The following is a 23,798-nucleotide window of genomic DNA, read 5'->3' as shown; positions in this document are numbered from 1 at the left end:
CGCTTACAGAACATTAAAGTTACGTCATTTCGTTCAGCGTCTTCTTATAGTTGCCTTTGTAACAAAAAAATGTGAAACAGCAAGGGGTTTACAGACAACCGGCCAATATTCTGACCAACTTCTGTGCCCGTGGGTCCATAAGTACATAAGGCCCCAATGTATTAGTCACGAAACCAAACGCTACATCATGCTCAGGGTCGGCAAAACCCACCGAACCGCCCGCGCCTGGATGCCCGAACGCACGGGCGCCAAGGCCGAACGTGGCATTGGGCAATTGCGGCTGGTCCAACATGCAGCCCAGCCCGAAGCGGGTTTGTGTCAATAATGTTTTATCCGGCCCGATACTGTGTTCACGGGTCAATTCTTCGAGCATGTCGGCTTCCAACAAACTACCGTCCAACAAACCACTATAAAAACCCGCCAGACTACGCGCATTACCGTGACCATTTGCCGCCGGCTGCTGCATGCGTCGCCATTCAGGTTTATTAGTACTGGTGAGAATAGACGGCGGGTTGGCAAATGCCCGCGTCGTCATGGCGGTGGGCTCGCGCATCATTACTTGCAGTAAACGCTGCGCGGCTTCATCGCCCATATTGCCTTTGCTGCGCGCGATATGTGCAACACGATAAAACTCTTCGTCGGCCAGGCCCACGTGGAAGTCCAGCCCCAGCGGCCGTGCCACCCGCGCCACAATGGACTCACCCGGCCCACGCCCATCGGCGCGGCGCAGCAATTCGCCGACCAGCCAACCGTAGGTGATCGCCTCGTAGCCATGGCCCTGGCCCGGCGTCCACCAGGGGGCTTCGGCTGCCAGGGTGTCGACCATCAATTGCCAGTCATACAAGGCTTCGGTGGGCAGCATCTCGCGGATGGCCGGCAACCCGGCCTGATGGCAGAGCAACTGGCGCAGCGTAATGGTTTCCTTGCCGGCAGCAGCGAACTCAGGCCAGTACCTGGCCACTGGCGCGTCCAATTGCAACTTGCCCTCGGCCACCAGTTGCAGGGCCGTGACAGCGGTGAAGGTTTTGGTGCAGGAAAACAGGTTGACGATGGTGTCGCTGTGCCAGGCCTCGGTACCGTCCTTGTCGGCGGTACCGGCCCACAGGTCAACGACGGTTTCGCCGCCGACCTGGATGCAGAGCCCGGCGCCACGCTCCTGCGGGTCATCGAACAACGCGGCAAACGCTTCACGTACCGCTTCGAACCGGAGCTCGTAATGACCCTGAACCTGCACCTAAGCCCCCTCGGAAAACACCGTAAAAAGTGGCCGACATTGTTCCAGCCATTGTTGGATTTGTGAACCCGTCAACAAGGAATCAATGACCATTTCCCGAATGCCCACCGGCGTGTCCGGCGCCCTGCCCCGGGCCTTTGCCCTCGCGCCCAGGCTTGCTGCCTTCGCTTTCACGCGCGGTGCCGGCGGCCTTGGCCTTTTCCGCTTCCTTGCCCAGTTGATCCACCGCCGCCAGGTTGCTTCTACGCACACTGTCGACAAACCCCTGGAACGGTACGTCAGTGATACCCACCAGGCCGAAGTGGCCGTTTTCACCGTCCAGCAACCGGCCGGTCACCGGCTGGTCCAGGTACTGGAACCAATGCACACCGACAATGGACGGCTCGGCCATGGCTTGCTTGAGGAAGTTGGCATATGCCACGCCACGCTCTTCTTCCCTGGCCAACTGGGTCACGCCGCCCCAGAACGGGCCACGGTCCGCAGAGCCGAAGTTGAATTCAGTGATCAACACCGGCTTGTCCAGTGCACGAAGCGCGGCAAAGTCATAGCCGTCCTGGGGTTTGAGCGTGTACATGTTGAAACTCAGCACATCGCAATACTGCGCGCACGACGCCACGGCCTCCGGCGTACTTACCGCATAACGCCCGCCCAGCAGCAGTTGGTTGGGGGCGTGCCATTTCAGCGAGTCGGAGATGGTCTTGAAGTAGGCATCGGCGAAGGTCTTCTGGAAGTATTTGAAGTCAGCTTCGATTTCCGGGTGCTCAGGGTTGGGCACCGGCGGCTCGAAGCCCGGGTCTTCCATCAGTTCCCACCCCGCCAACTCGATGCCCCAGGCTTTCGACAGGCCTTGTTCGTTGCGGTACTTGTCACGCAATTGCTTGAGAAACGCGCGCTTGGCCGGCACGTCGGTGGTCATGCGCAAGGTGCCGTAGGCCAGGGCGTAGCGGGATTTCGGATCATCGCCGGGGCCGGCCCAGGCCAGTTCGTTATCGGCAAAGAAGCCGATCAGCCACGGGTCGTCGCGGTGGTCGCGGGCGGCAATGGCCACCGCGCGCTCGGTCGCCATGGCGAAACGCGGATCGAACGGATCGGGCATGCCGCCCCACCAGTCGGTGCCGGTGCTGATGCTGGCGTAGTCGCCGACAATCGACAACGGCAAGGTGTACGGCACACGGTCGGCAGTGGCCAACGCGTCGTCGCTCCAGTTGCCGACGGTGTTGAAACCCCAGGCTTGCAGGCGATCGAGGGTATGGGTCACCCAGCGTTTCTGGTCAAACCCTTCGCCGCCATAAGTGCGCTGCAGGTTGGCGCCGTAGAAATCGTACCAACGCCCGGCAGCGAAGCCACGACCTTCACCCGCACCATTGCCGGTGCGGTTATCGCCGCTGCCGTAGTACTTGTCGAAGGGTTCACCGGCCTTTGGCAGCGCCGCGAACATCCACTCACGACCGGCCACGTAGGTCTGGCTGTTGTCCGGGGCCACGGTATTGACCCCCAGGGAATAGAACGGATGGCCTTCCGGGGTCACGAGGTACCAGCGACCGTCGCGCTTTTCGGTACGGAAAAAGCCACTGGCCTTGAACGCCGGCCCTTTGTTCCAGCCGCCGAACGTGTCCAATGCGGATTTATCACGCGCGGCCAGCCAGCCCTGCAGTTGGGTGTGTTCCTTTGCCGCAGCCGCCTTGAGCTGTTCGTCGCTGCTGACCTTTTCCGGCCAGCGCGCACGGGTGGACTGACCATAGGTATCCACCAGTTCGCTGTAGGCCGCCTTCAGCACCGGCTCACTGTCCTGCACACCAAAGCGTTCCAGCAGAATGCTTTGCGCGGCGTTGGGCTTGATCATCGACAGGGTCACCGAGACCACCTGGCTACGGTCGATCTCGCCGGCGCTGCTGGCCAGCAACACACGCTGGCCATCCACGGTGATCGGCATCGGCGGGCCGGCCTTCATGCCCTGGCTCAACGGCGAGTTGGCTTGCAGCGGGATCAGCAAAGTCTGGGCGGGGCCGGCCGGCAGGTCGATGCGGCTGACCAGGGTCTTGCCATCGCTGCTCTGCACCTTGACGTAGAGGGTCAGCGCCCAGTCCATGGCACTCTGGATACGCAGGCTCATGGCGCCGGACTGCGACCAGTCCCAGGCACCGGCCTGTGGGCTGAGCACCAGGCTCGGCTCGGCGGCCGGGTTGAAGGTGATGCGACGCAACACCTCGCCTTCGGGGGTTTGTTCGGCGTTGTATTGCGGCAGGCTGGCGTCCTGGGTCGCCACCTTGACCACATCGGCAGGCCGGACGAAGTTGAACAATGTCTGTTGCCCCGCGGGCGCGGCCATCAAGGGCGCAGTGAACAGCAGGGCAAAAAGGGCGGGCAGCGTGCGAATCATACGAACAAAATTCTCCCAAACGGCCGGTAAATAGCCTGATGACATAAATCGATAGCAGTGAGATAGACCACGAAGTGGGCGAATTCGCCCACGATGGCTTAAGAAATTTCGCGCCGGAACGGCGGCAACGCATTCAGGATCGCCTTGCCGTAGCGCTGGGTCACCAGGCGGCGGTCGAGCAAGGTGATGGTGCCCCGGTCTTCCTCGGTACGCAGCAAGCGACCGCAGGCCTGCACCAGCTTCAAGGAAGCATCCGGCACCGAAATCTCCATGAACGGGTTACCGCCCCGCGCTTCGATCCATTCGGCCAGCGCGGCCTCGACCGGATCATCCGGCACGGAGAACGGGATCTTGGCGATCACCACGTGTTCGCAGTAGGCACCGGGCAAGTCCACGCCTTCGGCGAAACTCGCCAGGCCGAACAGCACGCTGGAATCCCCGCCATCGACCCGCGCCTTGTGCTTGTTCAGGGTTTCCTGTTTGGACAGGTTGCCCTGGATAAACACCTGCTTGCGCCAGTCGCGGTCGAGGCCGTCGAACACGTCCTGCATCTGTTTGCGCGACGAGAACAACACCAGGGTGCCGCGCGAACCTTCCACCAGGGAGGGCAGGTCGCGGATGATCGCCGCGGTGTGCGCCGGTGCATCCCGTGGGTCGGCCTTGAGATCGGGTACCCGCAGCACGCCGGCGTCGGCATGATGGAACGGGCTTGGCACCACCGCCGTGACGGCTTTTTTCGGCAAGCCCGCGCGCATGCGGAAGCGGTCGAAGGTGCCCAGGGCGGTCAGCGTGGCGGAGGTCACCAGGCAGCCATACGCCACGTTCCACAGGTTGCGGCGCAGCATCTCGGCGGCGAGGATCGGGCTGGCGTTGACCTCGATATCAAACAACGCACCGCTTTCCGACAGGGTCAGCCAACGGGCCATGGGCGGGTTGTCTTCCGGGTCTTCGACGGTAAACGCCGTCCACAGCTCCCAGTTGCCCTGGGAACGGGACAACAGGCTGCCGAACAGCGGATACCATTCCTCGGCCTGGTTGCTGGCGATGCCGATGTTGACCTCACCGTCCATGCCTTCCTTGAGCAAGTCAGTCAGGCGGGTGAACAGGTCGGTAAGACGGGAAAAGCCTTTCTTCAGCTCGATGCCCATTTCGCGCATATGCTCGGGGATCATCCCACCGACAAAGCGGTGGCGCGGGCGCTCACGGCCTTCCACATCTTCACCGGGCTTGAAGTCGGCCACCTGTTCGCAGGCGCTGAACATGAACTGTTGCTGGGTCTTGATCTCCCGCGCCAGCTCCGGCACCTGCTCGATCAACTTGCCCAGATCGCCGGGCAGCGGGTGCTGGGCGAGCAATTTGGTCAGATTCTTCGCGGTGGTTTCCAGCCAGTCGGCGGTGGAGCGCAGGCGCGTGTAGTGGGCGAAGTGGCCGATAGCCTTGTCAGGCAGGTGATGGCCTTCGTCGAACACGTAAAGGGTGTCACGCGGGTCCGGCAGCACGGCACCGCCGCCCAGGGCCAGGTCGGCCAGGACCATATCGTGGTTGGTAACGATCACGTCGACCTTGCCCATGCCTTCGCGAGCCTTGTAGAAGGCGCACTGGCCGAAGTTGGGGCAATGGCGGTTGGTGCACTGGCTGTGGTCGGTGGTCAGGCGTGCCCAGTCGGCATCTTCGAGGGCGGTGGGCCAGCTGTCGCGGTCGCCGTCCCATTTATTGCCGGCCAGTTTCTCGATCATGCTGGTAAACAGCTTCTGGCTGACCTCATCCACCTCGATCTTGAAGCCTTCTTCCTCGAACAGCGACGCCGTGGCGGTTTGTGCGTGGCCTTCCTGCAGCAGCACGTCGAGCTTGGACAGGCACATGTAGCGGCCACGGCCCTTGGCCAGGGCGAAGGTGAAGTTCAGGCCGCTGTTGCGCATCAGGTCGGGCAGGTCTTTGTAGACGATCTGCTCCTGCAGGGCGACGGTGGCGGTGGCGATCACCAGGCGCTTGCCGGCGGCCTTGGCGGTCGGGATCGCAGCCAGGCTGTAGGCCACGGTCTTGCCGGTACCGGTACCGGCCTCGACGGCCACGACGGCGGGCTCACCTTCGCGGCGGCCTTCGTCATCGGTGTCGATATCCCCGAGGACCTTGGCCACTTCGGCGATCATCAGGCGTTGGCCGTAGCGCGGTTTCAAGCTCTTGGCTTCGAGAAAACGCGTGTAGGCGCCCTGGATCGTGGTTTTGAGTTCAGTGCTGATCATGGATAGTCGGGCGCAAAAAACGCTGGATAAATTTTCAGTGGTTCGGATCGGCAGCTATCATACCCCGCTAATTAATCCCGCGCAGAACGGAGTACCACAATGACCGCGTTTAGCCTCGTTTACACCCTGCATGTATTGGCCGCCCTGATCTGGGTCGGCGGCATGTTTTTCGCCTGGATGATCCTGCGCCCCGCCGCTGTGGCGGCCCTTGAGGGCCCTGCCCGACTCAAGCTGTGGGCCAATGTGTTTCAACGTTTTTTCGTGTGGGTATGGGTGGCAGTGCTGGTTTTGCCGATCAGCGGCGTCGGCCTGCTGCACCTGCGCTTCAGCGGGTTTGAAAGCGCACCGCGCTATGTGCAGGTGATGATGGGTTTGTATCTGGTGATGACGGCGTTGTTTATCCGTATCCAGGCGCTGAAGTTTCCGCAACTGAAGGCGGCGGTGGCGGCTGAGGATTGGCCGGCGGGTGCGGCTGCACTGGGGCAGATTCGCAAGCTGGTGGGGATCAACCTGATCGTGGGGTTGGTGGTGGTGGCGATTGCATCGGCTCGGCCGATGTTCTGAGTACAGCCGCAAGCTGCAAGCTCGAAGCTTGCAGCTATTTAGAACTTAGAGCCGCTGAATAGTCACGGTACCCGCAGGCCCAGCTGGCCCCGGCTGCCCTTCCAACCCTGGGCGCCCCTTCTCGCCACCGTCGGCGCGGTACACCAGGCAACCTTTGGACTCCCCGCCCTTGCCCGGCTTGCCGGCCGTGCCGGCCAAACCGCCAGCACCGCCATCCACCCAGACCTTGATGTGTTCAGCCGGGAAGTCCTTCGGCAACTCCACGCGCACCTGTGCACCCGCCCCACCCGGCAAGCCATCGCCGCCGTTATCGCCATTAAAACCTCGCCCCGCCGAGCCCCAGGTGCACCCAGGATCCACGCCATTGGCGCCATCCAGCCCGGCATACCCTTGGGCACCGGCGCCGCCACGGGCATCCACCGACAGTGCTTCAGCCGTCAGCGAGTTGATGCGCAAAGTCAGGTCACGCCCGGCCTTGGCCGGTTTTTCATGGGTGCCGGGAGCACCGCGCGAGGTGATCTGGCTGCCCTGCTCAAGTTGTGCATGCCGCACCTGCAATTGCAGCGCGGTATTGCCAGGCACAATTGCGATGCGTGCGTCGCGGCCCAGGTGCAGTTCATCCACCGTGACCTGGCTGATGGTGGCCGGAATCAGCAACGTACCGTAGTCCGCCACGTCCAGGCGCTCCAGTTGCAACACGCTGGTGCTGGAGGGAAGGCGCATCAATGAGTTGGTTTCGACACTGACGCTCTGGGCCAGGGCAACGGGGCTGACCAACAGGGCCAACAGAAAAACCTTACGCATCATGGGGCTCCTGAATGTTTTCAAATTTTTCTTTGGACGCACAGTAACGACTTCTACAGGCGATTTGCCAGTGAAGGTTCAAAAAACTTGAGCAGGGAGCGGTTCAAGCGAGGGTGGCCGGCAATGCCCCTGTGGATCCCACAGGGGCAAGGGCTGTCAGCGGTTGATCTGGATTTCCGTGCGGCGGTTCAGGGCGCGGCCTTCAGCGGTCTTGTTGTCGGCGACCGGATGGCTTTCGCCCGCCCCGGTGACAGATACAAAGGCACTGCGGGGCACCCCGGCGCCGATCAGGTAATCGGTGACCGAATGGGCACGTTTTTCCGAGAGTTTCTGGTTGTAGGCGTCTTTACCGACGCTGTCGGTGTGACCACTGACCCGTAGCTGGGCGCTCGGGGCTTCCTGTTTCAGGCGCGTGGCAATGGTGTCGAGTTTGGTTTTATCCGCTGCCGTCAATTTGGCCGAGTCGAACTGGAAGTGCACATCGCGGATCACGATGGTTTCTTCCTTGACCACGACCACCTCCTCAACCACCGCCGCTGGCACTGGCGGTGCCGGTGGGCAACCATTGGCGTCGACCTGCACGCCTTTCGGGGTGCCCGGGCACTTGTCGCGGCTGTCCGGCACGCCATCGCCATCTTCGTCGCCATCGCCGTGCACCCAGCAATAGGCGCCGGCCATACCGCCGACCAGCAACGCGCCATAGCCTGCGTAGGCCGAGCTTTCAGTCGCACCGATCGCCGCACCGGTCACACCGCCGACAGCGGCACAGGTAGGCCAATCGGTTTTTTGCAAGCCTGCGCAACCTGTCAATACTCCGGTTAGCAGAACCAAGGGTAGAGCTGTCCGCATGATGCTCATCTGACTTTCTCCTGAGGGGATCGGCGGGGGCCGATGGGTGGAGTAAAGACCGCTCTTTTCAACTGCGCCACTACGCCAAGCCCCCGTATTCATTGGGTATCGCCGCCCACGTAGGACTTTTCGCAGCCACCCGCTCTAGGCCCGCACGCTCAGCCGCGCTAGTCTCTATGGTCCTGATGTGAGGATCTCTGATGACCGCTGGTATTTCTGCCCGTACTCCCCAGCAAGCGCTGGCCGCCTTGCTCGATCTGCACCAGCCCAAACGCCTGTTGCTGCTGGGTGCCAGCCAGTTCCCGGCGCTGGACGCATTTAAAGCCGCACACCCGGAGACCCAGGTGTTTTGCGCCGACCCAGGACCATTGCCGCAAGCACTGGCGGCCCAGCGGTTTGACCTGGCGCTGGTGGTCGATTGCCTGGAGCACCTGCCAAAACCCCAGGGCCTGACCTTGCTCGGCGGTATCCGCAACCTCAACGCCAGCCGCATTGCGGTGCTGGTGGACCTGGGCGCCTGCGGCTGGAAGGAAACCGACTTCTTCTCCCTGGCGCTGCAGGCCGGCGAGCGTTTCCAGCGCGATGAGCAGGTGCTGACGCTGTTTACCTACGATCTGCTTGACTATAAACAGGTGCCGGACTGGCTCAACGCCCGTTTCTGGGCTAACCCGGAAAACTTCGGAAAGTATTGGTGGTAATTTATGAGTACATCCATTTGCCCCTGCGGCAGTGGCAACCTGCTGGATGCCTGCTGCGGCCATTATCACGCCGGGCACCCGGCACCCTGCGCCAGCGCCCTGATGCGTTCACGCTACAGCGCCTATGTGCTGGGCCTGGTGGACTATCTGGTCGCCACCACTTTGCCCGCGCAACAGGCTGGCCTGGACCGTGAGGCCATCGCCGCCTGGAGCGCCCAGAGCACCTGGCTCGGCCTGGAGGTTGAAAGCTCCGAAGTGTTCGGCGGCCAGCCGGAACACGCCTTCGTGACCTTCACCGCACGCTGGCATGACAGCACCGGCGAACATAGCCACCGCGAGCAGTCTTCTTTCGTACAGAATGAAGGGCGCTGGTACTTCATCGACCCCACGGTGGAAGTGAAAACCGGACGCAACGATGCGTGCCTGTGCGGCAGTGGGCAAAAATTCAAGAAGTGTTGTTCCAGCTATCTCTAACTACCACAGGACTCACGCCATGCTTCGGATCTACAGCTTGATGCTGGCGTTAACCTTCGGCCTGACCGGTTGCGCCTCCTGGTTCGCAGACGATTCGCCCCCGCCCCACGTTTCCCTGGTGAAAGTCGAAGTGGTGCGGGCCAAGCTGCTGGAGCAGAAATTCAAGCTGTACTTTCGCGTGGATAACCGCGACGACTCTGACTTGACCGTGCGTGGGCTGATCTACAAGGTCACCCTGGATGATTTTGTGCTCACCGAAGGCGAGTCCAATGAATGGCTGACGGTACCGCCCAAGGGTCATGCATTTTTCAAGGTATCGGTGCGCACCAACCTCTGGCCGCAGATACGCGACGTGGTGCAACTGCTGAAAAAACCCGACCAGCCTGTGCCGTATCGCCTGGAGGGTGAACTGAAAACCGGATTATTCATCGGTTATGACGTGCAGGTGAACCACAATGGCGAGATAATCCCCGGCGATTTTATTCCGGAGCGACATCGATGACTCAGCAACCCCATGTCCATGGTCCTGACTGCAACCACGATCATGATCACCATGATCACGACCACGGCCATGTCCACGGCCCGAACTGCGGCCACGCTCACCAGGAGCCGGTGCGCAATGCGTTGAAGGACGTTGGCCGCAACGATCCTTGCCCGTGCGGCAGTGAGAAAAAATTCAAGAAGTGCCACGGCGCGTAAATCGCGCTGAGGGCCCACGTGTGTGTGAGGGAGTTCGCTCCCTTCCACAGCTGCATCGCATTCCAAATCGAAAGCGTCTAAGGGTAGACGCAAATGTTTGATTGAATTTCCACCCTCCCACCTTTACCTATACCTACAGGCATTCGCTCAAGCATCACCACTTTTGGAGAGCTTCATGATCGACCTGTATTACTGGACCACCCCCAACGGTCACAAAGTATCGCTGTTCCTGGAAGAAGCCGGCCTGCCCTACAACGTGCACCCGATCAACATCGGCCAGGGCGACCAGTTCAAGCCGGACTTCCTGAAGATTGCCCCCAACAACCGCATCCCGGCCATCGTCGATCAGAACCCGAGCGACGGCGGCGCGCCGATCTCGCTGTTTGAATCCGGCGCGATCCTGCTGTACCTCGCGGAAAAAACCGGTCAATTCATTCCAAAAGACCTGCGCGGTCGCCAGGAAGCGCTGCAATGGTTGTTCTGGCAAATGGGCGGGCTCGGGCCGATGGCGGGTCAGAACCATCATTTCAGCCAGTTCGCACCGGAGAAAATCCCCTACGCGATCAAGCGCTACGTAGATGAAACCGCCCGTCTATACGGTGTGCTGGACCGACGTCTGGCGGACCGTGCGTTCGTGGCGGGTGAGGACTACAGCATTGCCGATATGGCGATCTATCCGTGGATCGTTTCCCACAAGTGGCAGAGCCAGCGCCTGGAAGATTTCCCACACGTTCATCGCTGGTTCAATAGCATCAAGGAACGGCCAGCGACGGTTCGGGCGTATGAATTAGTCCAAAAGGTCAATCCGCCTAAATCCTGACCTGAAGTCGTGCGCGGTCAACAGGTGGGAGGGGCGGTGCGACTCAAGATCTAACGCTTTACCCAAACTCCTGCTTGCGTCGTTTCACCGCGCTCACTAACGTAGCGCCTTTACTGACGCTACCCCCCGCAGGAGCTTTGCCATGGCCTCGCCAGCCCTCTCACATTTTCTTCCCCGGTTCGGCGTTGCCGCGGCAGTGGCCAGTGCATTAAGCCTGGCCGGTTGCCAGCTCCAGAGCACCCAGGACACCCTGCCGCCAGTGGCCGGCGTGCAGCCGATCAAGGGCCTCGCACAGAATGTTTCGATACGCCGCAACGCCCAGGGCATGCCGCTGATCGAAAGCAACACTTTCCACGACGCGCTGTTCAGCCTCGGTTATGTACACGCCAGTGACCGTATCACCCAGATGGTCACCCTGCGCCTGCTGGCCCAGGGCCGCCTGGCTGAAATGTCCGGGCCTGAGGTGCTGGATGTTGACCGCTTCATGCGTGCGGTCAACCTGAAGAAAAGCGCGGGCGAGCTGTATAACGCCTCGTCGCCGCGCCTCAAGCGCTTCTTCGAAGTGTATGCCCGTGGCGTCAACGCCTACCTGTTCCGCTACCGCGACAAGCTGCCGCCGGACTTGGCCCAGACGGGCTACAAGCCTGAGTACTGGAAGCCGGAAGATTCGGCGCTGCTGTTCTGCCTGCTGAATTTCAGCGAGTCGGCCAACCTGCAGGAAGAGCTGGCGTCGTTGCTGCTGGCGCAAAAGGTCGGCGTGGACAAACTCGCCTGGCTGACACCAAGCGCGCCGGATGAGCCGATCCCCCTGGCCGAAGCCGAGAAACTCAAGGGCGTGAACCTCAGCCAGATCACCGGCCTGGCCGGGCTGGACGCGGTCAGCCAGCAATTGAGCAGCCTCAACTCGCTGGCGGTTACCACGTCGAGCAACTGGGCCATCGGCCCGCAACGCAGTCGCAGCGGCAAGAGCCTGCTGGCAGGCGACCTCGCCGCCCAGCCGCAGGCGCCGTCACCGTGGAACTACGTGCAGATTCGCGCACCGAAATACCAGGCCGTCGGCGCCTCGATTGCCGGCCTGCCGACCCTGTTGTCCGGTTTCAACGGCAACGTGGCGTGGAGCATGAGCACGGTCAAGGGCGATACCCAGGACCTGTTCCTGGAGAAGGTCAAACGCCAGGGCAGCGCGTTGTACTACGAGAACAACGGAAAATGGCTGCCGGCAGCGGTGCGTAATGAAACCTTCTTCGTCAAGGGTCAACGCTCGATTCGCGAAGTGGTGTACGAAACCCGCCACGGCGCCCTGCTCAACAGCAGCCAGGCCCTGACCAGCGGTTTTGGCCTGGCCCTGCAAACCGCCGACTTCAAGGATGACAAGAGCCTCGACGCGTTCTTCGACCTGTCCCGCGCGCAAAACGCCGGCAAGGCCTCGGACGCAACCCGCAACATTCGCGCCATTGCCTTGAACATGGTCTTCGCCGACGCCGGCAGCATTGGCTGGCAGGTCACCGGCCGTTTCCCCAACCGCCGCGAAGGCGAAGGCCTGCTGCCCTCGCCCGGTTGGGATACGCGCTTTGACTGGGACGGTTACGCCGACGCGATGCTGCACCCCTATGACCAGGACCCGGCCCAAGGCTGGATCGGCACCGCCAACCAACGCACCGCGCCGCGCGGCTACGGCATGCAGCTGTCCAACTCCTGGGATGCGCCGGAGCGCAGCGAGCGCCTGGCGCAACTGGCCAATGCGGGCAAGCACGACAGCCGCAGCATGATCGCCATGCAATACGACCAGACCACCACCTTTGCCGCCAAGCTCAAGACCATGTTCCAGGCGCCGGGTATGGCCCAGCCCTTGAAGCAGGCGATTGATGCGCTGCCAGCCCCCGAGCAGGCCAAGGCGCGGGAAGCACTGAAGCGCCTGATGGCGTTCGATGGTCGCCTGGTATCGACGTCCGCCGACGCGGCGCTCTACGAACTGTTCCTGCAGGAAAGCACCCGGCAGATCTTCCTCGACGAACTGGGGCCGGAAAACAGTGCCAGCTGGAAAGCCTTTGTCAGCAACGCCAACCTGTCTTATGCCGCCCAGGCCGACCACCTGCTGGGCCGCGAAGACAGCCCGTTCTGGGACGACGTGCGCACCGCGCAGAAAGAAGACAAACCCGCCATCCTCGCCCGCAGCCTGGCCGCCGCGATCAGCGCTGGCGACAGCCAACTGGGTGCTGACCACAAGGCCTGGCAGTGGGGCAAGCTGCACAGCACCACCTGGAAAAACACCAACGGCCAAGTGATTCGCGGCCCGCTGGCGTCCGGTGGCGACCACAACACCTTGAACCCGGCGCCGTACAGCTGGGGCCAGGATTTCACCACCACCCAGGTGCCTGCGCTGCGCATGATCGTCGACTTCGGCCAGGTGGAACCGATGATGGGCCAGGGAGGCATCGGCCAGTCCGGCAACCCGGCCAGCCCGAACTACGCCAATGGCATCGACCCGTCGCTCAAGGCGCAATACCTGAGCTTCCCGATGCAGCCGCAGAACTTCGAGAAAGTGTATGGGAAGGCCAGGTTGACCCTGACCCCAGGCAAGTGACCTGACTTCTACCTGACAAAACCTGATCCAAATGTGGGAGGGGGCTTGCCCCCGATAGCGGTGTGTCAGTCACCGATGTTTTGACTGAACCACTGCTATCGGGGGAAAGCCCCCTCCCACATTTGGACGGCATGCATTCCGATAGAACTTCTGCGCTCGCCCCCGCCTCATACCTGATAAGCCCATCGCCCCGGTCACCCCATGGACCTTGTCATCGCCCGGCCCGAAGGCCTCTACTGCCCCGCCGGAGATTTCTACATCGATCCCTGGCGTCCCGTGGAACGCTCCGTCATCACCCACGCCCACGGCGACCACGCCCGAACGGGCAATCAACACTACCTGGCCGCCGCCCCTGGCGAAGGCATCCTGCGCTCGCGCCTGGGCCAGGACATCAACCTGCAAACCCTGGCCTATGGCGAAAAACTCGTCCACCACGGCGTGACCCTGAGTTTTCACCCGGCCGGGCATGTACTTGGCTCGGCCCAGGTGCGCCTCGAGTACCAGGGCGAAGTCTGGGTGGCGTCCGGCGACTACAAAGTGGAACCGGACGGCACCTGCGCGCCCTTCGAACCGGTGCGTTGCCATACCTTCATCACCGAATCCACCTTTGGCCTGCCGATCTACCGTTGGCAGCCCCAGGCGCAGATCTTCGCCGGGATCAACGATTGGTGGAGGAGCAATATTGCCGCCGGCAAAGCCAGTGTGCTGTTCTGTTATTCCTTCGGCAAAGCCCAACGCATCCTGCATGGCATCGACGCCAGCATCGGGCCGATCCTCAGCCATGGCGCGGTCGAGCCGCTGAACCGGGTGTACCGCGAGGCCGGCATTTATATTCCCGAAACCCTCTACGCCGGCGATTTCAAAAAGACCGACCCATTGCTGCGCCAGACCCTGATCATCGCGCCGCCTTCCGCCGGTGGCAGCAGTTGGATCAAGCGCTTCGGCGACTACAGCGATGCCTTCGCCAGCGGCTGGATGCGCCTGCGCGGTACGCGACGGCGGCGCGGAGTGGACCGAGGCTTTGTGCTGTCGGATCATGCGGACTGGCCCGGGCTGCTGTGGGCGATCGAACAAACCGGCGCCGAACGGGTGATGGTCACCCACGGCTCCGTCGGGGTATTGGTACGCCACCTGCGGGAAAAAGGCCTGGATGCCCAGGGCTTCACCACCGAATACGGTGATGACGAAGAGGAGGCCACGGCATGAAAGCCTTCGCCGAGCTGTACGCCAACCTCGACGCCACCACCTCCAGCAATGCCAAGCTCGCGGCCCTGCAAGCCTACTTCCTGCAAGCGCCGCCTGAAGACGCTGCGTGGGCGGTGTATTTCCTGTCCGGCGGACGACCGCGACAATTGGTACCGACGCGTCTGCTGCGGGACATGGCCACCGAAGCATCCGGCATCGAGCCGTGGCTGTTTGAAGAAAGCTACCAATCGGTAGGCGACCTGGCCGAGACGATTTCCCTGCTCCTGCCGGAATCCACCTACACCTCCGAGGACGGCCTCGCCGTGTGGCTGGAAGAAAAACTCCTGCCGCTGCGTGGCCTGTCGCCCCTGGACCTGGCCGAACGGTTGCCAGCGTTATGGGCGCAACTGGACCAACCGAGCCTGATGGTGTGCATCAAGTTGATCACCGGCAGCTTTCGCGTCGGCGTGTCCAAATTGCTGGTCACCCGCGCACTCGCGGCCATGGCCGACCTCGACAGCAAGCGCGTCGCGCAGCGATTGGTGGGCTACACCGATTTATCCAACCGACCGACAGCCGAAGGCTACCTCAAGCTGATCGCCGCCGAATCATCCGACGAGCATGCGCAACGGGGCGGACAGCCTTATCCGTTTTTTCTTGCCCACGGGCTGGCGCAACCGGTGGAGCAATTCGACGCCTTGCTCGGTTCCCCCGCGCACTGGCAGGTGGAATGGAAGTGGGACGGCATTCGCGCGCAGATGGTCAAGCGCGAAGGCCGGCTGTGGATCTGGTCGCGGGGCGAAGAGCTGGTGACCGAACGTTTTCCCGAACTGCATAGCCTGGTCAGTGGCCTGCCCGATGGCACGGTGATCGATGGCGAGATCGTGGTGTGGAAGGACTCGGTACAACCCTTTGCCCTTCTGCAGCAGCGCATCGGTCGCAAGACCCTGAGCAAAAAAGTGCTCGACGATGCCCCGGTTGCGCTCCTCGCCTATGACCTGCTGGAACATCAGGGCGACGACTGGCGCAACCACCCCCAGGCCGAACGTCGCGCCCAACTGGAACAGGTGATTGCCCAGTGCAACCAACCCGTGTTGCAGCCCTCGCCCCTGCTGACGGGCGCCACATGGCAGGACCTCGCACTGCAACGCGAAGCCTCCCGCAGCCTCGGCGTGGAAGGCATGATGCTCAAGGCTCGCGACGGCCTGTACGGCGTGGGCCGCACCAAGGACATGGGCCTGTGGTGGAAGTGGAAAGTCGACCCCTTCAGTGTCGATGCGGTGTTGATCTACGCCCAACGCGGCCATGGCCGGCGCGCCAGCCTCTACAGCGACTACACCTTCGCCGTATGGGATGGCCCGCCCGGCAGTGAACGCACGCTGGTGCCCTTCGCCAAGGCCTATTCAGGGCTGACCGACGAAGAAATGCGCAAGATCGACGCCATCGTGCGCAAGACCACCGTGGAGAAGTTCGGCCCGGTCAGCAGCGTGACGCCCAGCATGGTGTTCGAGCTGGGGTTTGAAGGCATTGCCCTCTCCAAACGGCACAAGAGCGGGATTGCGGTGCGCTTTCCGCGGATGTTGCGTTGGCGCCAGGACAAGGCGGTGGATGAGGCGGATAGCCTTGCCACCCTGCAGGACTTACTGGCCTGACCCAGAACACCGCCCCTCCACAATTGGATCGCCAAATGTTCCGAAATAGTGCGCTCGATTTTCAATGCCCATTTTCGGGCATCTCCTACACTCATGACTCCCTTGTCCCACCTTTTAAAACGCTCATTCGGAACTATGGTGCAGAAATTGCTACTCGTGATCCGTCTGACACCGTTCAGTAACAGTCCTAAAACGCGCCACAAGCGCTTATCTTGGTTTCCAGGGATTAAATAATGAAAAAAGCATTGCTGACCCTTTCTGCACTGGCTCTGTGCATGGCCGCCGGTACCGCGCTGGCCAAGGAATACAAGGAACTGCGTTTTGGTGTCGATCCGTCCTACGCGCCGTTCGAATCCAAGGCGGCCGATGGCAGCCTCGTGGGCTTCGATATCGACCTGGGCAATGCGATCTGCGCCGAACTGAAAGTGAAGTGCAAGTGGGTCGAAAGTGACTTTGACGGCATGATTCCAGGCCTCAAAGCCAACAAGTTCGACGGAGTGATTTCGTCCATGACCGTGACCCCGGTGCGCGAGAAGGCCATCGATTTCTCCAGCGAACTGTTCTCCGGCCCGACCTCGCTGGTGTTCAAGAAAGGCGCGGGTTACTCGACGCCAGAGTCCCTCAAGGGTAAATCCGTGGGTTATGAGCAAGGCACCATCCAGGAAGCCTACGCCAAGGCGGTACTGGATAAAGCCGGTGTGACCACCAAGGCCTACGCCAACCAGGACCAGGTTTACGCCGACCTGACCTCCGGTCGTCTCGACGCTTCCGTGCAGGACATGCTGCAGGCCGAACTGGGCTTCCTGAAGTCTCCGGCCGGTGCCGGCTATGAAGTCAGCGCCGCCATCGATGACCCATTGCTGCCATCGAAAACCGCCATCGGTATCAAAAAAGGTAACACTGAACTGAAGGCCCTTTTGGATAAAGGTATCAAAGCGTTACACGATGATGGCACCTACGCCACCATCCAGAAGAAACATTTTGGCGATCTGAACCTGTACAGCGGCAAATAATGCCTGGGGCGCCCCTTCTCTCAAGGGGCGCTTTTTTATCGCCATAGGTCCTGATTTATGTTCGAAGAACTGTTGCAAACCCTCGGGCTGAGCGCACTCAGCCTGAAGGGTTTCGGCCCGTTGTTGCTGCAAGGCACCTGGATGACCATCAAGTTGTCGGTGCTGTCCCTGATCGTCAGCGTATTGCTGGGCCTGCTCGGCGCCAGCGCCAAACTTTCCAGCCTGCCCTTCCTGCGCATCCCCGCCCAGCTCTACACCACCCTGATTCGCGGTGTACCCGACCTGGTGCTGATGCTGCTGATTTTCTACAGCCTGCAAACCTGGCTCACCGGCCTGACCGACTTCATGGAATGGGAATACATCGAGATCGACCCATTCAGCGCCGGGGTGATTACCCTGGGCTTTATCTACGGTGCTTATTTCACCGAGACGTTTCGCGGCGCGATCCTCGCCGTCCCCCGTGGCCAGTTGGAAGCCGCCACGGCCTATGGCCTCAAGCGCGGACAACGCTTTCGCTACGTGACCTTCCCGCAGATGATGCGCTTTGCCCTGCCGGGTATCGGCAACAACTGGATGGTGATGCTCAAGGCCACGGCCCTGGTGTCGATCATCGGCCTGGCGGACCTGGTCAAGGCCGCCCAGGATGCCGGCAAAAGCACCTACCAACTGTTCTACTTCCTGGTACTCGCCGCGCTGACCTACCTGTTGATCACCAGCGCGTCCAACTTCGTCCTGCGTCGTCTTGAACGTCGCTACTCCGCAGGCTCACGGGAGGCGGTGCGATGATCGAACTCTTGCAGGAATACTGGCGCCCCTTCCTCTATAGCGACGGCCAGCACATCACCGGCCTGGCCATGACCCTGTGGTTGCTCAGCGCCGCCCTGGTGATCGGCTTTGTGGTGTCGATCCCGCTGTCCATCGCCCGTGTATCGCGCAACCCGCTGGTACGCTGGCCGGTGCAGTTCTACACCTACCTGTTCCGTGGCACGCCGCTCTATATCCAGTTGCTGATCTGCTACACCGGCATCTACAGCATCGCCGCCGTACGCGAACAACCGCTGCTGGATGCGTTCTTTCGCGATGCGATGAACTGCACGATCCTGGCCTTCGCCCTCAACACCTGCGCCTACACCACGGAGATTTTCGCCGGGGCCATCCGCAGCATGGCCCACGGCGAAGTCGAGGCGGCCAAGGCCTACGGTTTAAGCGGTTGGAAGCTGTACGCCTACGTCATCATGCCGTCGGCGTTGCGCCGCTCGTTGCCCTACTACAGCAACGAAGTAATCTTGATGCTGCACTCGACCACGGTAGCGTTTACCGCGACGATCCCGGACATCCTCAAGGTGGCGCGGGACGCCAACTCGGCCACGTTCATGACATTCCAATCATTCGGCATCGCCGCGCTGATCTACCTGACCGTGACCTTTGCCCTGGTCGGTCTGTTTCGTCTGGCGGAGCGCCGCTGGCTGGCGTTTCTCGGGCCCAGCCATTAAGGAGCCTTCATGCGTCATCAGGTACACGATCTGGTCGCGCCGGTGCCAGGCACGGCGCGGCAGATTCACAGTTTCCACTTCGGCCCCGAACATGCCGAAGGCAAGGTCTATATCCAGTCATCGCTGCATGCCGATGAACTGCCGGGCATGCTGGTGGCCTGGCACCTGAAAGTGCGCCTGGCCGAGTTGGCGGCAGCCGGGCGGTTACTGAGCGAGATCGTGCTGGTGCCCATCGCCAATCCGGCAGGCCTGGAGCAGGTGTTGATGGACACCCCGCTGGGCCGCTACGAGTTGGAAAGCGGACAGAACTTCAATCGCCTGTTTGTCGACCTCAGTGATACCGTCGGCGATCAGGTCGAGGGCTCGCTCGGCGATAACCCGCAACAAAACGTCGAACTGATCCGCGCCGCCTTGAGCGCTGCCCTGGCCGTGCAAATCGCCGAGACCCAGTTGCACTCCCAACGCCTGGTGCTGCAACGCCTGGCCTGCGATGCCGACATGGTGCTGGACCTGCATTGCGACTTCGAAGCCGTGGCGCACCTCTACACCACGCCCGAGGCCTGGCCGCAGGTGGAACCGCTGGCGCGCTATATCGGCTCCGAGGCCAACTTGCTGGCCACAGACTCCGGCGGACAATCCTTCGATGAGTGTTTCACCCTGGTGTGGTGGCAGTTGCAGCAACGCTTTGGCGCGCGCTTCCCGATCCCCATGGGCAGTTTTTCGGTGACCGTCGAACTGCGTGGCCAGGGCGACGTCAACCATGGGTTGGCCGCCCTCGACTGCCAGGCAATCATCGACTACCTGATTAACTTCGGCGCGATTGCCGGCGACGCCGCACCGCTGCCCGAGTTGCCCTACCCCGCCACGCCGCTGGCGGGCGTCGAACCTGTGGCAACGCCGGTGGGCGGCCTGCTGGTGTTCAGCGCCCTGCCCGGTGAATACCTGGAAGCCGGGCAACTGATCGCCGAAATCATCGACCCCATTACCGACCGCGTAACGCCCGTGCACTGCCAGAAGGCCGGCCTGCTTTACGCCCGTTCGCTGCGCCGCATGGCCACTGCCGGGATGGTCGTCGGCCATGTCGCCGGCACCGAGGCCTACCGCAGCGGCTATCTACTTTCGCCTTGAGGATGCACGCCCCATGTACAAATTGACCGTTGAAGGCCTGCATAAAAGCTATGGCGACAATGAGGTGCTCAAAGGTGTCTCGCTCAAGGCCAGGACCGGTGATGTGATCAGCCTGATCGGCGCCAGCGGCTCGGGCAAGAGCACCTTTTTGCGCTGCATCAACTTCCTGGAAACCCCCAACGACGGCGCCATGACCCTCGACGGCCAGCCGATCCGCATGGTCAGCGACCGCCACGGCATGCGCGTGGCCGACGATGCCGAGCTGCAGCGCCTGCGCACGCGACTGGCGATGGTGTTTCAGCATTTCAACCTGTGGAGCCATATGAGCGTGCTGGAAAACATCACCATGGCCCCGCGCCGGGTGCTGGGTTGCAGCAAAAAGGACGCCGAAGACCGCGCCCGTCGCTACCTGGACAAGGTGGGTTTACCGGCACGGGTGGCGGACCAATACCCGGCGTTCCTGTCCGGTGGCCAGCAACAACGGGTGGCCATCGCCCGCGCCCTGGCCATGGAGCCGGAAGTGATGCTGTTCGACGAACCCACCTCGGCCCTCGACCCGGAGCTGGTGGGTGAAGTGTTGAAGGTGATCCAGGGCCTGGCCGAGGAAGGCCGCACCATGATCATGGTGACCCACGAAATGAGCTTTGCACGCAAGGTATCCAGCCAGGTGCTGTTCCTGCACAAGGGCCTGGTGGAAGAGCAAGGCGCGCCGGAGGATGTGCTGGGCAATCCGAAGAGCGAACGCCTGCAACAGTTCCTGAGCGGCAATTTGAAGTAAACCTTTGCGACGCCTGGAGGGTCTGTGGAATAGGCCCTCCAGAGCGTTCGCCGCCCCATGGCAAAACCCCTCGACTTCGCCAAAACGTGGTTTGCCGCCAAAGGCTGGAAGCCGTTCGCTTTCCAGAAAGACGTATGGACGGCGGTCAAGGACGGCCGCTCGGGCTTGCTGCACGCCAGCACCGGCGCCGGCAAAACCTACGCCCTGTGGTTTGCCGCCCTCAACCGTTTCGCGATCACCCGACCGCCCGCCGCCGGTAAACGCAAACCGCCGGCTGAGCCACTGACCGTGCTGTGGATCACGCCCATGCGTGCGTTGGCCGCCGACACCGCACGCGCCCTCGAAGCGCCGCTCGAGGCCTTGCAGATTCCCTGGAGCGTCGGCCTGCGCACCGGCGATACCAGCAGCAGCGAGCGTGCCCGGCAAACCCGACGCCAGCCCACCGCCCTGGTCACCACCCCGGAAAGCCTGACCCTGATGCTCGCCCGCGCCGACAGCGAAACGAGCCTGGCGCACCTGCGCATGGTGGTGGTGGATGAATGGCATGAACTGATCGGCAACAAGCGCGGCGTGCAGTTGCAACTGGCGTTGGCGCGGCTGCGGCGTTGGCATCCTGAACTGATGGTGTGGGGCATTTCGGCCACCCTCGGTAACCAGTCCCACGCCCTGGAAGTGCTGGTCCCACAAGGGGACGGGATTAATGTGCAGGGACAAACGGCCAAGCAGTTGCACGTCGACACCTTGCTGCCGCCCATCGCCGAGCGGTTTCCCTGGGCCGGGCATATCGGCTTGAAGATGCTGCCGCAGGTGGTGGCCGAGGTCGACGCCAGCAGCAGTTGCCTGGTGTTTACCAACACGCGGGCGCAGTCGGAAATCTGGTATCAGGCGCTGCTCGATGCACGCCCGGATTGGGCCGGGGTGATTGCCCTGCACCATGGTTCGCTGGCCCGCGAGACCCGCGACTGGGTGGAGCGGGCGTTGAAAGACGGTCAGCTCAAGGCGGTGGTGTGCACATCCAGCCTGGACCTAGGGGTGGATTTCTTGCCGGTGGAGCGCGTGCTGCAAATCGGCTCGGCCAAAGGCGTGGCGCGCCTGATGCAACGCGCCGGGCGCTCCGGCCATGCACCCGGGCGGCCGTCGCGGGTGACCCTGGTGCCGACCCACAGCCTGGAACTGGTGGAAGCCGCTGCGGCCCAGGACGCCATTGCAGCGCGGCGCATCGAAGCCCGCGAATCGCCCCACAAGCCGTTGGATGTGCTCGTACAACATTTGGTGAGCATGGCCCTCGGCGGTGGCTTTACGCCGCAGGCGCTGCTGGCGGAGGTGCGTGGCGCCTGGGCCTATCGTGACCTCAGCGAGGCCGATTGGGCCTGGGCCCTGGGTTTTGTACGGCATGGCGGCTTATCGCTGACCGCCTACCCGGATTACCGCCGCGTCGAACCGGACGAGCACGGCATCTGGCGCGTCCCGGATGCCCGGCTTGCGCGCCGCCATCGCATGAGCGTGGGCACCATTGTCAGCGACGCCAGCATCCAACTGAAATTCTGGAGCAAGGGCGGCGGTGGCAAGAACCTCGGCAGTGTCGAGGAAGGTTTTATCGCACGCCTCAAGCCGGGTGATGGCTTCTTGTTTGCCGGACGCCTGCTGGAATTGGTGCGGGTGGAAAACATGACCGCCTATGTGCGCCGCAGCAGCGCCAAAAAAGCTGCCGTACCCCGCTGGAATGGCGGGCGCATGCCCCTTTCCAACGAGCTGGCCCAAGCCGTGGTGGAGCGCTTCGATGCGGCCGCGCACGGGGTCTACGAGGGGCCGGAAATGCGGGCTGTGCAAACCCTGCTGCAGACACAGTTGCGCTGGTCCGGCTTGCCGACACGCGAACACTTGCTGGCCGAGGCCTTGAAATCGCGGGAGGGCTGGCACCTGTTCCTCTACCCGTTTGCCGGCCGCCAGGTGCACCTGGGGCTGGCGAGTCTGCTGGCGTGGCGGATCAGCCAGCAGCAGCCTGTGACCTTCTCGATTGCCGTCAACGATTATGGTTTGGAGTTGCTCAGCGCCACCGAGGTGGATTGGCCACGCTTGCTGAATGGGGCGCTGCTGAGCCCGAAGCAGTTGCTGACAGACGTGGCGGCCAGCCTGAACGCCGGGGAACTCGCCCTGCGCCGCTTTCGCGAGATTGCGCGTATCGCCGGACTGGTGTTTGCCGGTTACCCCGGCGCACCGAAAAGCACGCGCCAGGTGCAGGCGTCCAGCGGGTTGTTCTTTGAAGTGTTCAAGCAATATGACCCGCAAAACCTGTTGCTGGCCCAGGCGGGGGAAGAAGTCCTACGCGACGAATTGGATATTCGTCGGTTGGAAGAGACCTTGCTTCGCCTCTCGGCTCTGACACTGGACGTGCATAGGATCGAACGTCCTACGCCCCTGGCCTTCCCACTGCTGGTAGAACGGATGCGCGAAAGCATGAGTTCGGAAAAACTCTCGGAGCGCATTGCGCGGATGGTCAAGGACTTGGAAAAAGTCGCCGATAACGGCAAACGCTGATGGTGTGCTCAGTGACCCTGGAGGGCGAAGAGCTGTGGCTGTTGGCGGATAAGGCGCTCTATTGGCCCGCGCGCCGGTGCCTGCTGATCGCCGATGCACACTTTGGCAAGGCATCGGCCTATCGCAGCCTGGGCCAGCCGGTGCCGCAAGGCACCACCACCGAAAACCTGCAGTGCCTGGACCGGCTGCTAGCGGCTGTGCCGTGCGCCCAGGTGATCTTTCTCGGCGACTTCCTCCACGGGCCCGGCTCCCACGCCAGCGGCACCCTCAGCGCCTTGAGAGCCTGGCGAGCACGTCATTGCGACCTGTCGATGACCTTGATTCGCGGTAATCACGATAAACGCGCAGGCGACCCACCGGCTGACTTGAACATCGAAGTGGTCCCGGAGCCCCTATTGATGGGCCCTTTCGCCCTGCAACACGAACCGCACGCCCATGCCAGCCACCATGTGCTGGCGGGGCATGTGCACCCGGTCTATCGCTTGCGCGGCAAGGGCCGGCAGAGCCTGCGCCTGCCGTGTTTCCAGTTCGGCACGCGCGTCAGCCTGCTGCCGGCGTTTGGGGCGTTTACCGGGGGGCATACGGTGGAGCAGGACAATGACCGCCGAATCTTTGTCATCGGCGATCACCAGGTGTGGCAGGTTCGCTGACCGGCCTTGCGG

21 protein-coding genes are annotated in these 23,798 nt (G+C 62.2%); 16 read left to right on the top strand and 5 right to left on the bottom strand.

The genetic code is table 11. The annotated features are described in order from the left end of the window. Positions 1-88 precede the first annotated feature (88 nt). The 3 genes from NIBR502773_RS22155 to dinG form a co-directional block, all read right to left on the bottom strand. Entirely contained in the window at positions 89-1,234 is a 1,146-nt protein-coding gene (locus tag NIBR502773_RS22155) for a serine hydrolase domain-containing protein (RefSeq protein ID WP_141156937.1), read from the bottom strand. An 82-nt stretch (positions 1,235-1,316) separates the two neighbouring features. Continuing rightward, positions 1,317-3,614: a beta-galactosidase gene (locus NIBR502773_RS22150; protein ID WP_141156936.1), complete on the bottom strand. Its 2,298-nt coding sequence runs from the start codon at positions 3,612-3,614 to the stop codon at positions 1,317-1,319. A gap of 98 nt (positions 3,615-3,712) precedes the next feature. Beyond that, entirely contained in the window at positions 3,713-5,857 is a 2,145-nt protein-coding gene (gene dinG / locus NIBR502773_RS22145; protein ID WP_027604440.1) for an ATP-dependent DNA helicase DinG, read from the bottom strand. A gap of 99 nt (positions 5,858-5,956) precedes the next feature. On the opposite strand from dinG, the gene NIBR502773_RS22140 reads away from it, so the two are divergent. Continuing rightward, a complete protein-coding gene (locus NIBR502773_RS22140; RefSeq protein ID WP_027604441.1) occupies positions 5,957-6,421 on the top strand; it encodes a CopD family protein in 465 nt (154 codons plus the stop codon). A gap of 45 nt (positions 6,422-6,466) precedes the next feature. On the opposite strand, the gene NIBR502773_RS22135 is transcribed toward NIBR502773_RS22140, so the two are convergent. Together NIBR502773_RS22135 and NIBR502773_RS22130 are read right to left on the bottom strand one after the other, a co-directional pair. After that, entirely contained in the window at positions 6,467-7,225 is a 759-nt protein-coding gene (locus NIBR502773_RS22135) for a collagen-like triple helix repeat-containing protein (protein ID WP_065938797.1), read from the bottom strand. Between the two features lie 156 nt (positions 7,226-7,381). Beyond that, complete coding sequence (locus NIBR502773_RS22130) at positions 7,382-8,083, bottom strand: OmpA family protein (protein ID WP_141156935.1); 702 nt, start codon at positions 8,081-8,083, stop codon at positions 7,382-7,384. 191 nt (positions 8,084-8,274) lie between these two features. Here NIBR502773_RS22130 and NIBR502773_RS22125 point away from each other — a divergent pair, with 191 nt between their 5' ends. The 15 genes from NIBR502773_RS22125 to pdeM all read left to right on the top strand — a co-directional run bounded on the left by NIBR502773_RS22125 (position 8,275) and on the right by pdeM (position 23,786). After that, entirely contained in the window at positions 8,275-8,772 is a 498-nt protein-coding gene (locus NIBR502773_RS22125) for a DUF6231 family protein (protein ID WP_141156934.1), read from the top strand. A gap of 3 nt (positions 8,773-8,775) precedes the next feature. Continuing rightward, entirely contained in the window at positions 8,776-9,246 is a 471-nt protein-coding gene (locus NIBR502773_RS22120; protein ID WP_065926434.1) for a YchJ family protein, read from the top strand. 19 nt (positions 9,247-9,265) lie between these two features. Then, positions 9,266-9,748 (top strand): LEA type 2 family protein, encoded by a 483-nt coding sequence (locus NIBR502773_RS22115; protein ID WP_115485775.1) that lies wholly within the window; start codon positions 9,266-9,268, stop codon positions 9,746-9,748. Continuing rightward, positions 9,745-9,945: an SEC-C metal-binding domain-containing protein gene (locus NIBR502773_RS22110; RefSeq protein WP_003189235.1), complete on the top strand. Its 201-nt coding sequence runs from the start codon at positions 9,745-9,747 to the stop codon at positions 9,943-9,945. The genes NIBR502773_RS22115 and NIBR502773_RS22110 overlap by 4 nt, the downstream gene beginning before the upstream one ends. A gap of 175 nt (positions 9,946-10,120) precedes the next feature. Continuing rightward, positions 10,121-10,765 (top strand): glutathione S-transferase N-terminal domain-containing protein, encoded by a 645-nt coding sequence (locus tag NIBR502773_RS22105; protein ID WP_092487687.1) that lies wholly within the window; start codon positions 10,121-10,123, stop codon positions 10,763-10,765. Between the two features lie 142 nt (positions 10,766-10,907). Beyond that, positions 10,908-13,349: a penicillin acylase family protein gene (locus NIBR502773_RS22100; RefSeq protein WP_141156933.1), complete on the top strand. Its 2,442-nt coding sequence runs from the start codon at positions 10,908-10,910 to the stop codon at positions 13,347-13,349. 201 nt (positions 13,350-13,550) lie between these two features. Beyond that, a complete protein-coding gene (locus tag NIBR502773_RS22095) occupies positions 13,551-14,555 on the top strand; it encodes a ligase-associated DNA damage response exonuclease (protein WP_141156932.1) in 1,005 nt (334 codons plus the stop codon). Then, complete coding sequence (locus NIBR502773_RS22090; protein ID WP_141156931.1) at positions 14,552-16,186, top strand: ATP-dependent DNA ligase; 1,635 nt, start codon at positions 14,552-14,554, stop codon at positions 16,184-16,186. The genes NIBR502773_RS22095 and NIBR502773_RS22090 overlap by 4 nt, the downstream gene beginning before the upstream one ends. A gap of 233 nt (positions 16,187-16,419) precedes the next feature. Next, entirely contained in the window at positions 16,420-17,199 is a 780-nt protein-coding gene (locus NIBR502773_RS22085; RefSeq protein ID WP_027604451.1) for a transporter substrate-binding domain-containing protein, read from the top strand. A 57-nt stretch (positions 17,200-17,256) separates the two neighbouring features. Continuing rightward, positions 17,257-17,985, top strand: coding sequence for an ABC transporter permease (locus NIBR502773_RS22080; RefSeq protein ID WP_141156930.1), 729 nt, complete (start codon positions 17,257-17,259; stop codon positions 17,983-17,985). Further along, positions 17,982-18,692 carry an ABC transporter permease gene (locus NIBR502773_RS22075; RefSeq protein WP_027604453.1) on the top strand — a complete coding sequence of 237 codons (711 nt, stop codon included), beginning with the start codon at positions 17,982-17,984 and terminating at the stop codon, positions 18,690-18,692. Before NIBR502773_RS22080 ends, NIBR502773_RS22075 begins: the two co-directional genes overlap by 4 nt. 9 nt (positions 18,693-18,701) lie before the next feature. Beyond that, the gene (locus NIBR502773_RS22070; RefSeq protein WP_141156929.1) at positions 18,702-19,820 is read left to right on the top strand and encodes a succinylglutamate desuccinylase/aspartoacylase family protein; all 1,119 of its coding nucleotides are present in this window, start codon (positions 18,702-18,704) and stop codon (positions 19,818-19,820) included. Between the two features lie 13 nt (positions 19,821-19,833). Further along, on the top strand, positions 19,834-20,598 hold the full coding sequence (locus tag NIBR502773_RS22065; RefSeq protein ID WP_016973168.1) for an ABC transporter ATP-binding protein: 765 nt from the start codon (positions 19,834-19,836) through the stop codon (positions 20,596-20,598). A 57-nt stretch (positions 20,599-20,655) separates the two neighbouring features. Continuing rightward, positions 20,656-23,136 carry a ligase-associated DNA damage response DEXH box helicase gene (locus NIBR502773_RS22060; protein WP_141156928.1) on the top strand — a complete coding sequence of 827 codons (2,481 nt, stop codon included), beginning with the start codon at positions 20,656-20,658 and terminating at the stop codon, positions 23,134-23,136. Continuing rightward, positions 23,136-23,786, top strand: a complete 651-nt coding sequence (gene pdeM, locus NIBR502773_RS22055) for a ligase-associated DNA damage response endonuclease PdeM (protein WP_141156927.1) — start codon at positions 23,136-23,138, stop codon at positions 23,784-23,786. The genes NIBR502773_RS22060 and pdeM overlap by 1 nt, the downstream gene beginning before the upstream one ends. Positions 23,787-23,798: the final 12 nt, after the last annotated feature.

Source organism: Pseudomonas sp. NIBRBAC000502773, from assembly GCF_006517195.1.
Classification (GTDB): Bacteria; Pseudomonadota; Gammaproteobacteria; order Pseudomonadales; family Pseudomonadaceae; genus Aquipseudomonas; species Aquipseudomonas marginalis.
This window is presented reverse-complemented; position numbering and strand designations above follow the sequence as displayed.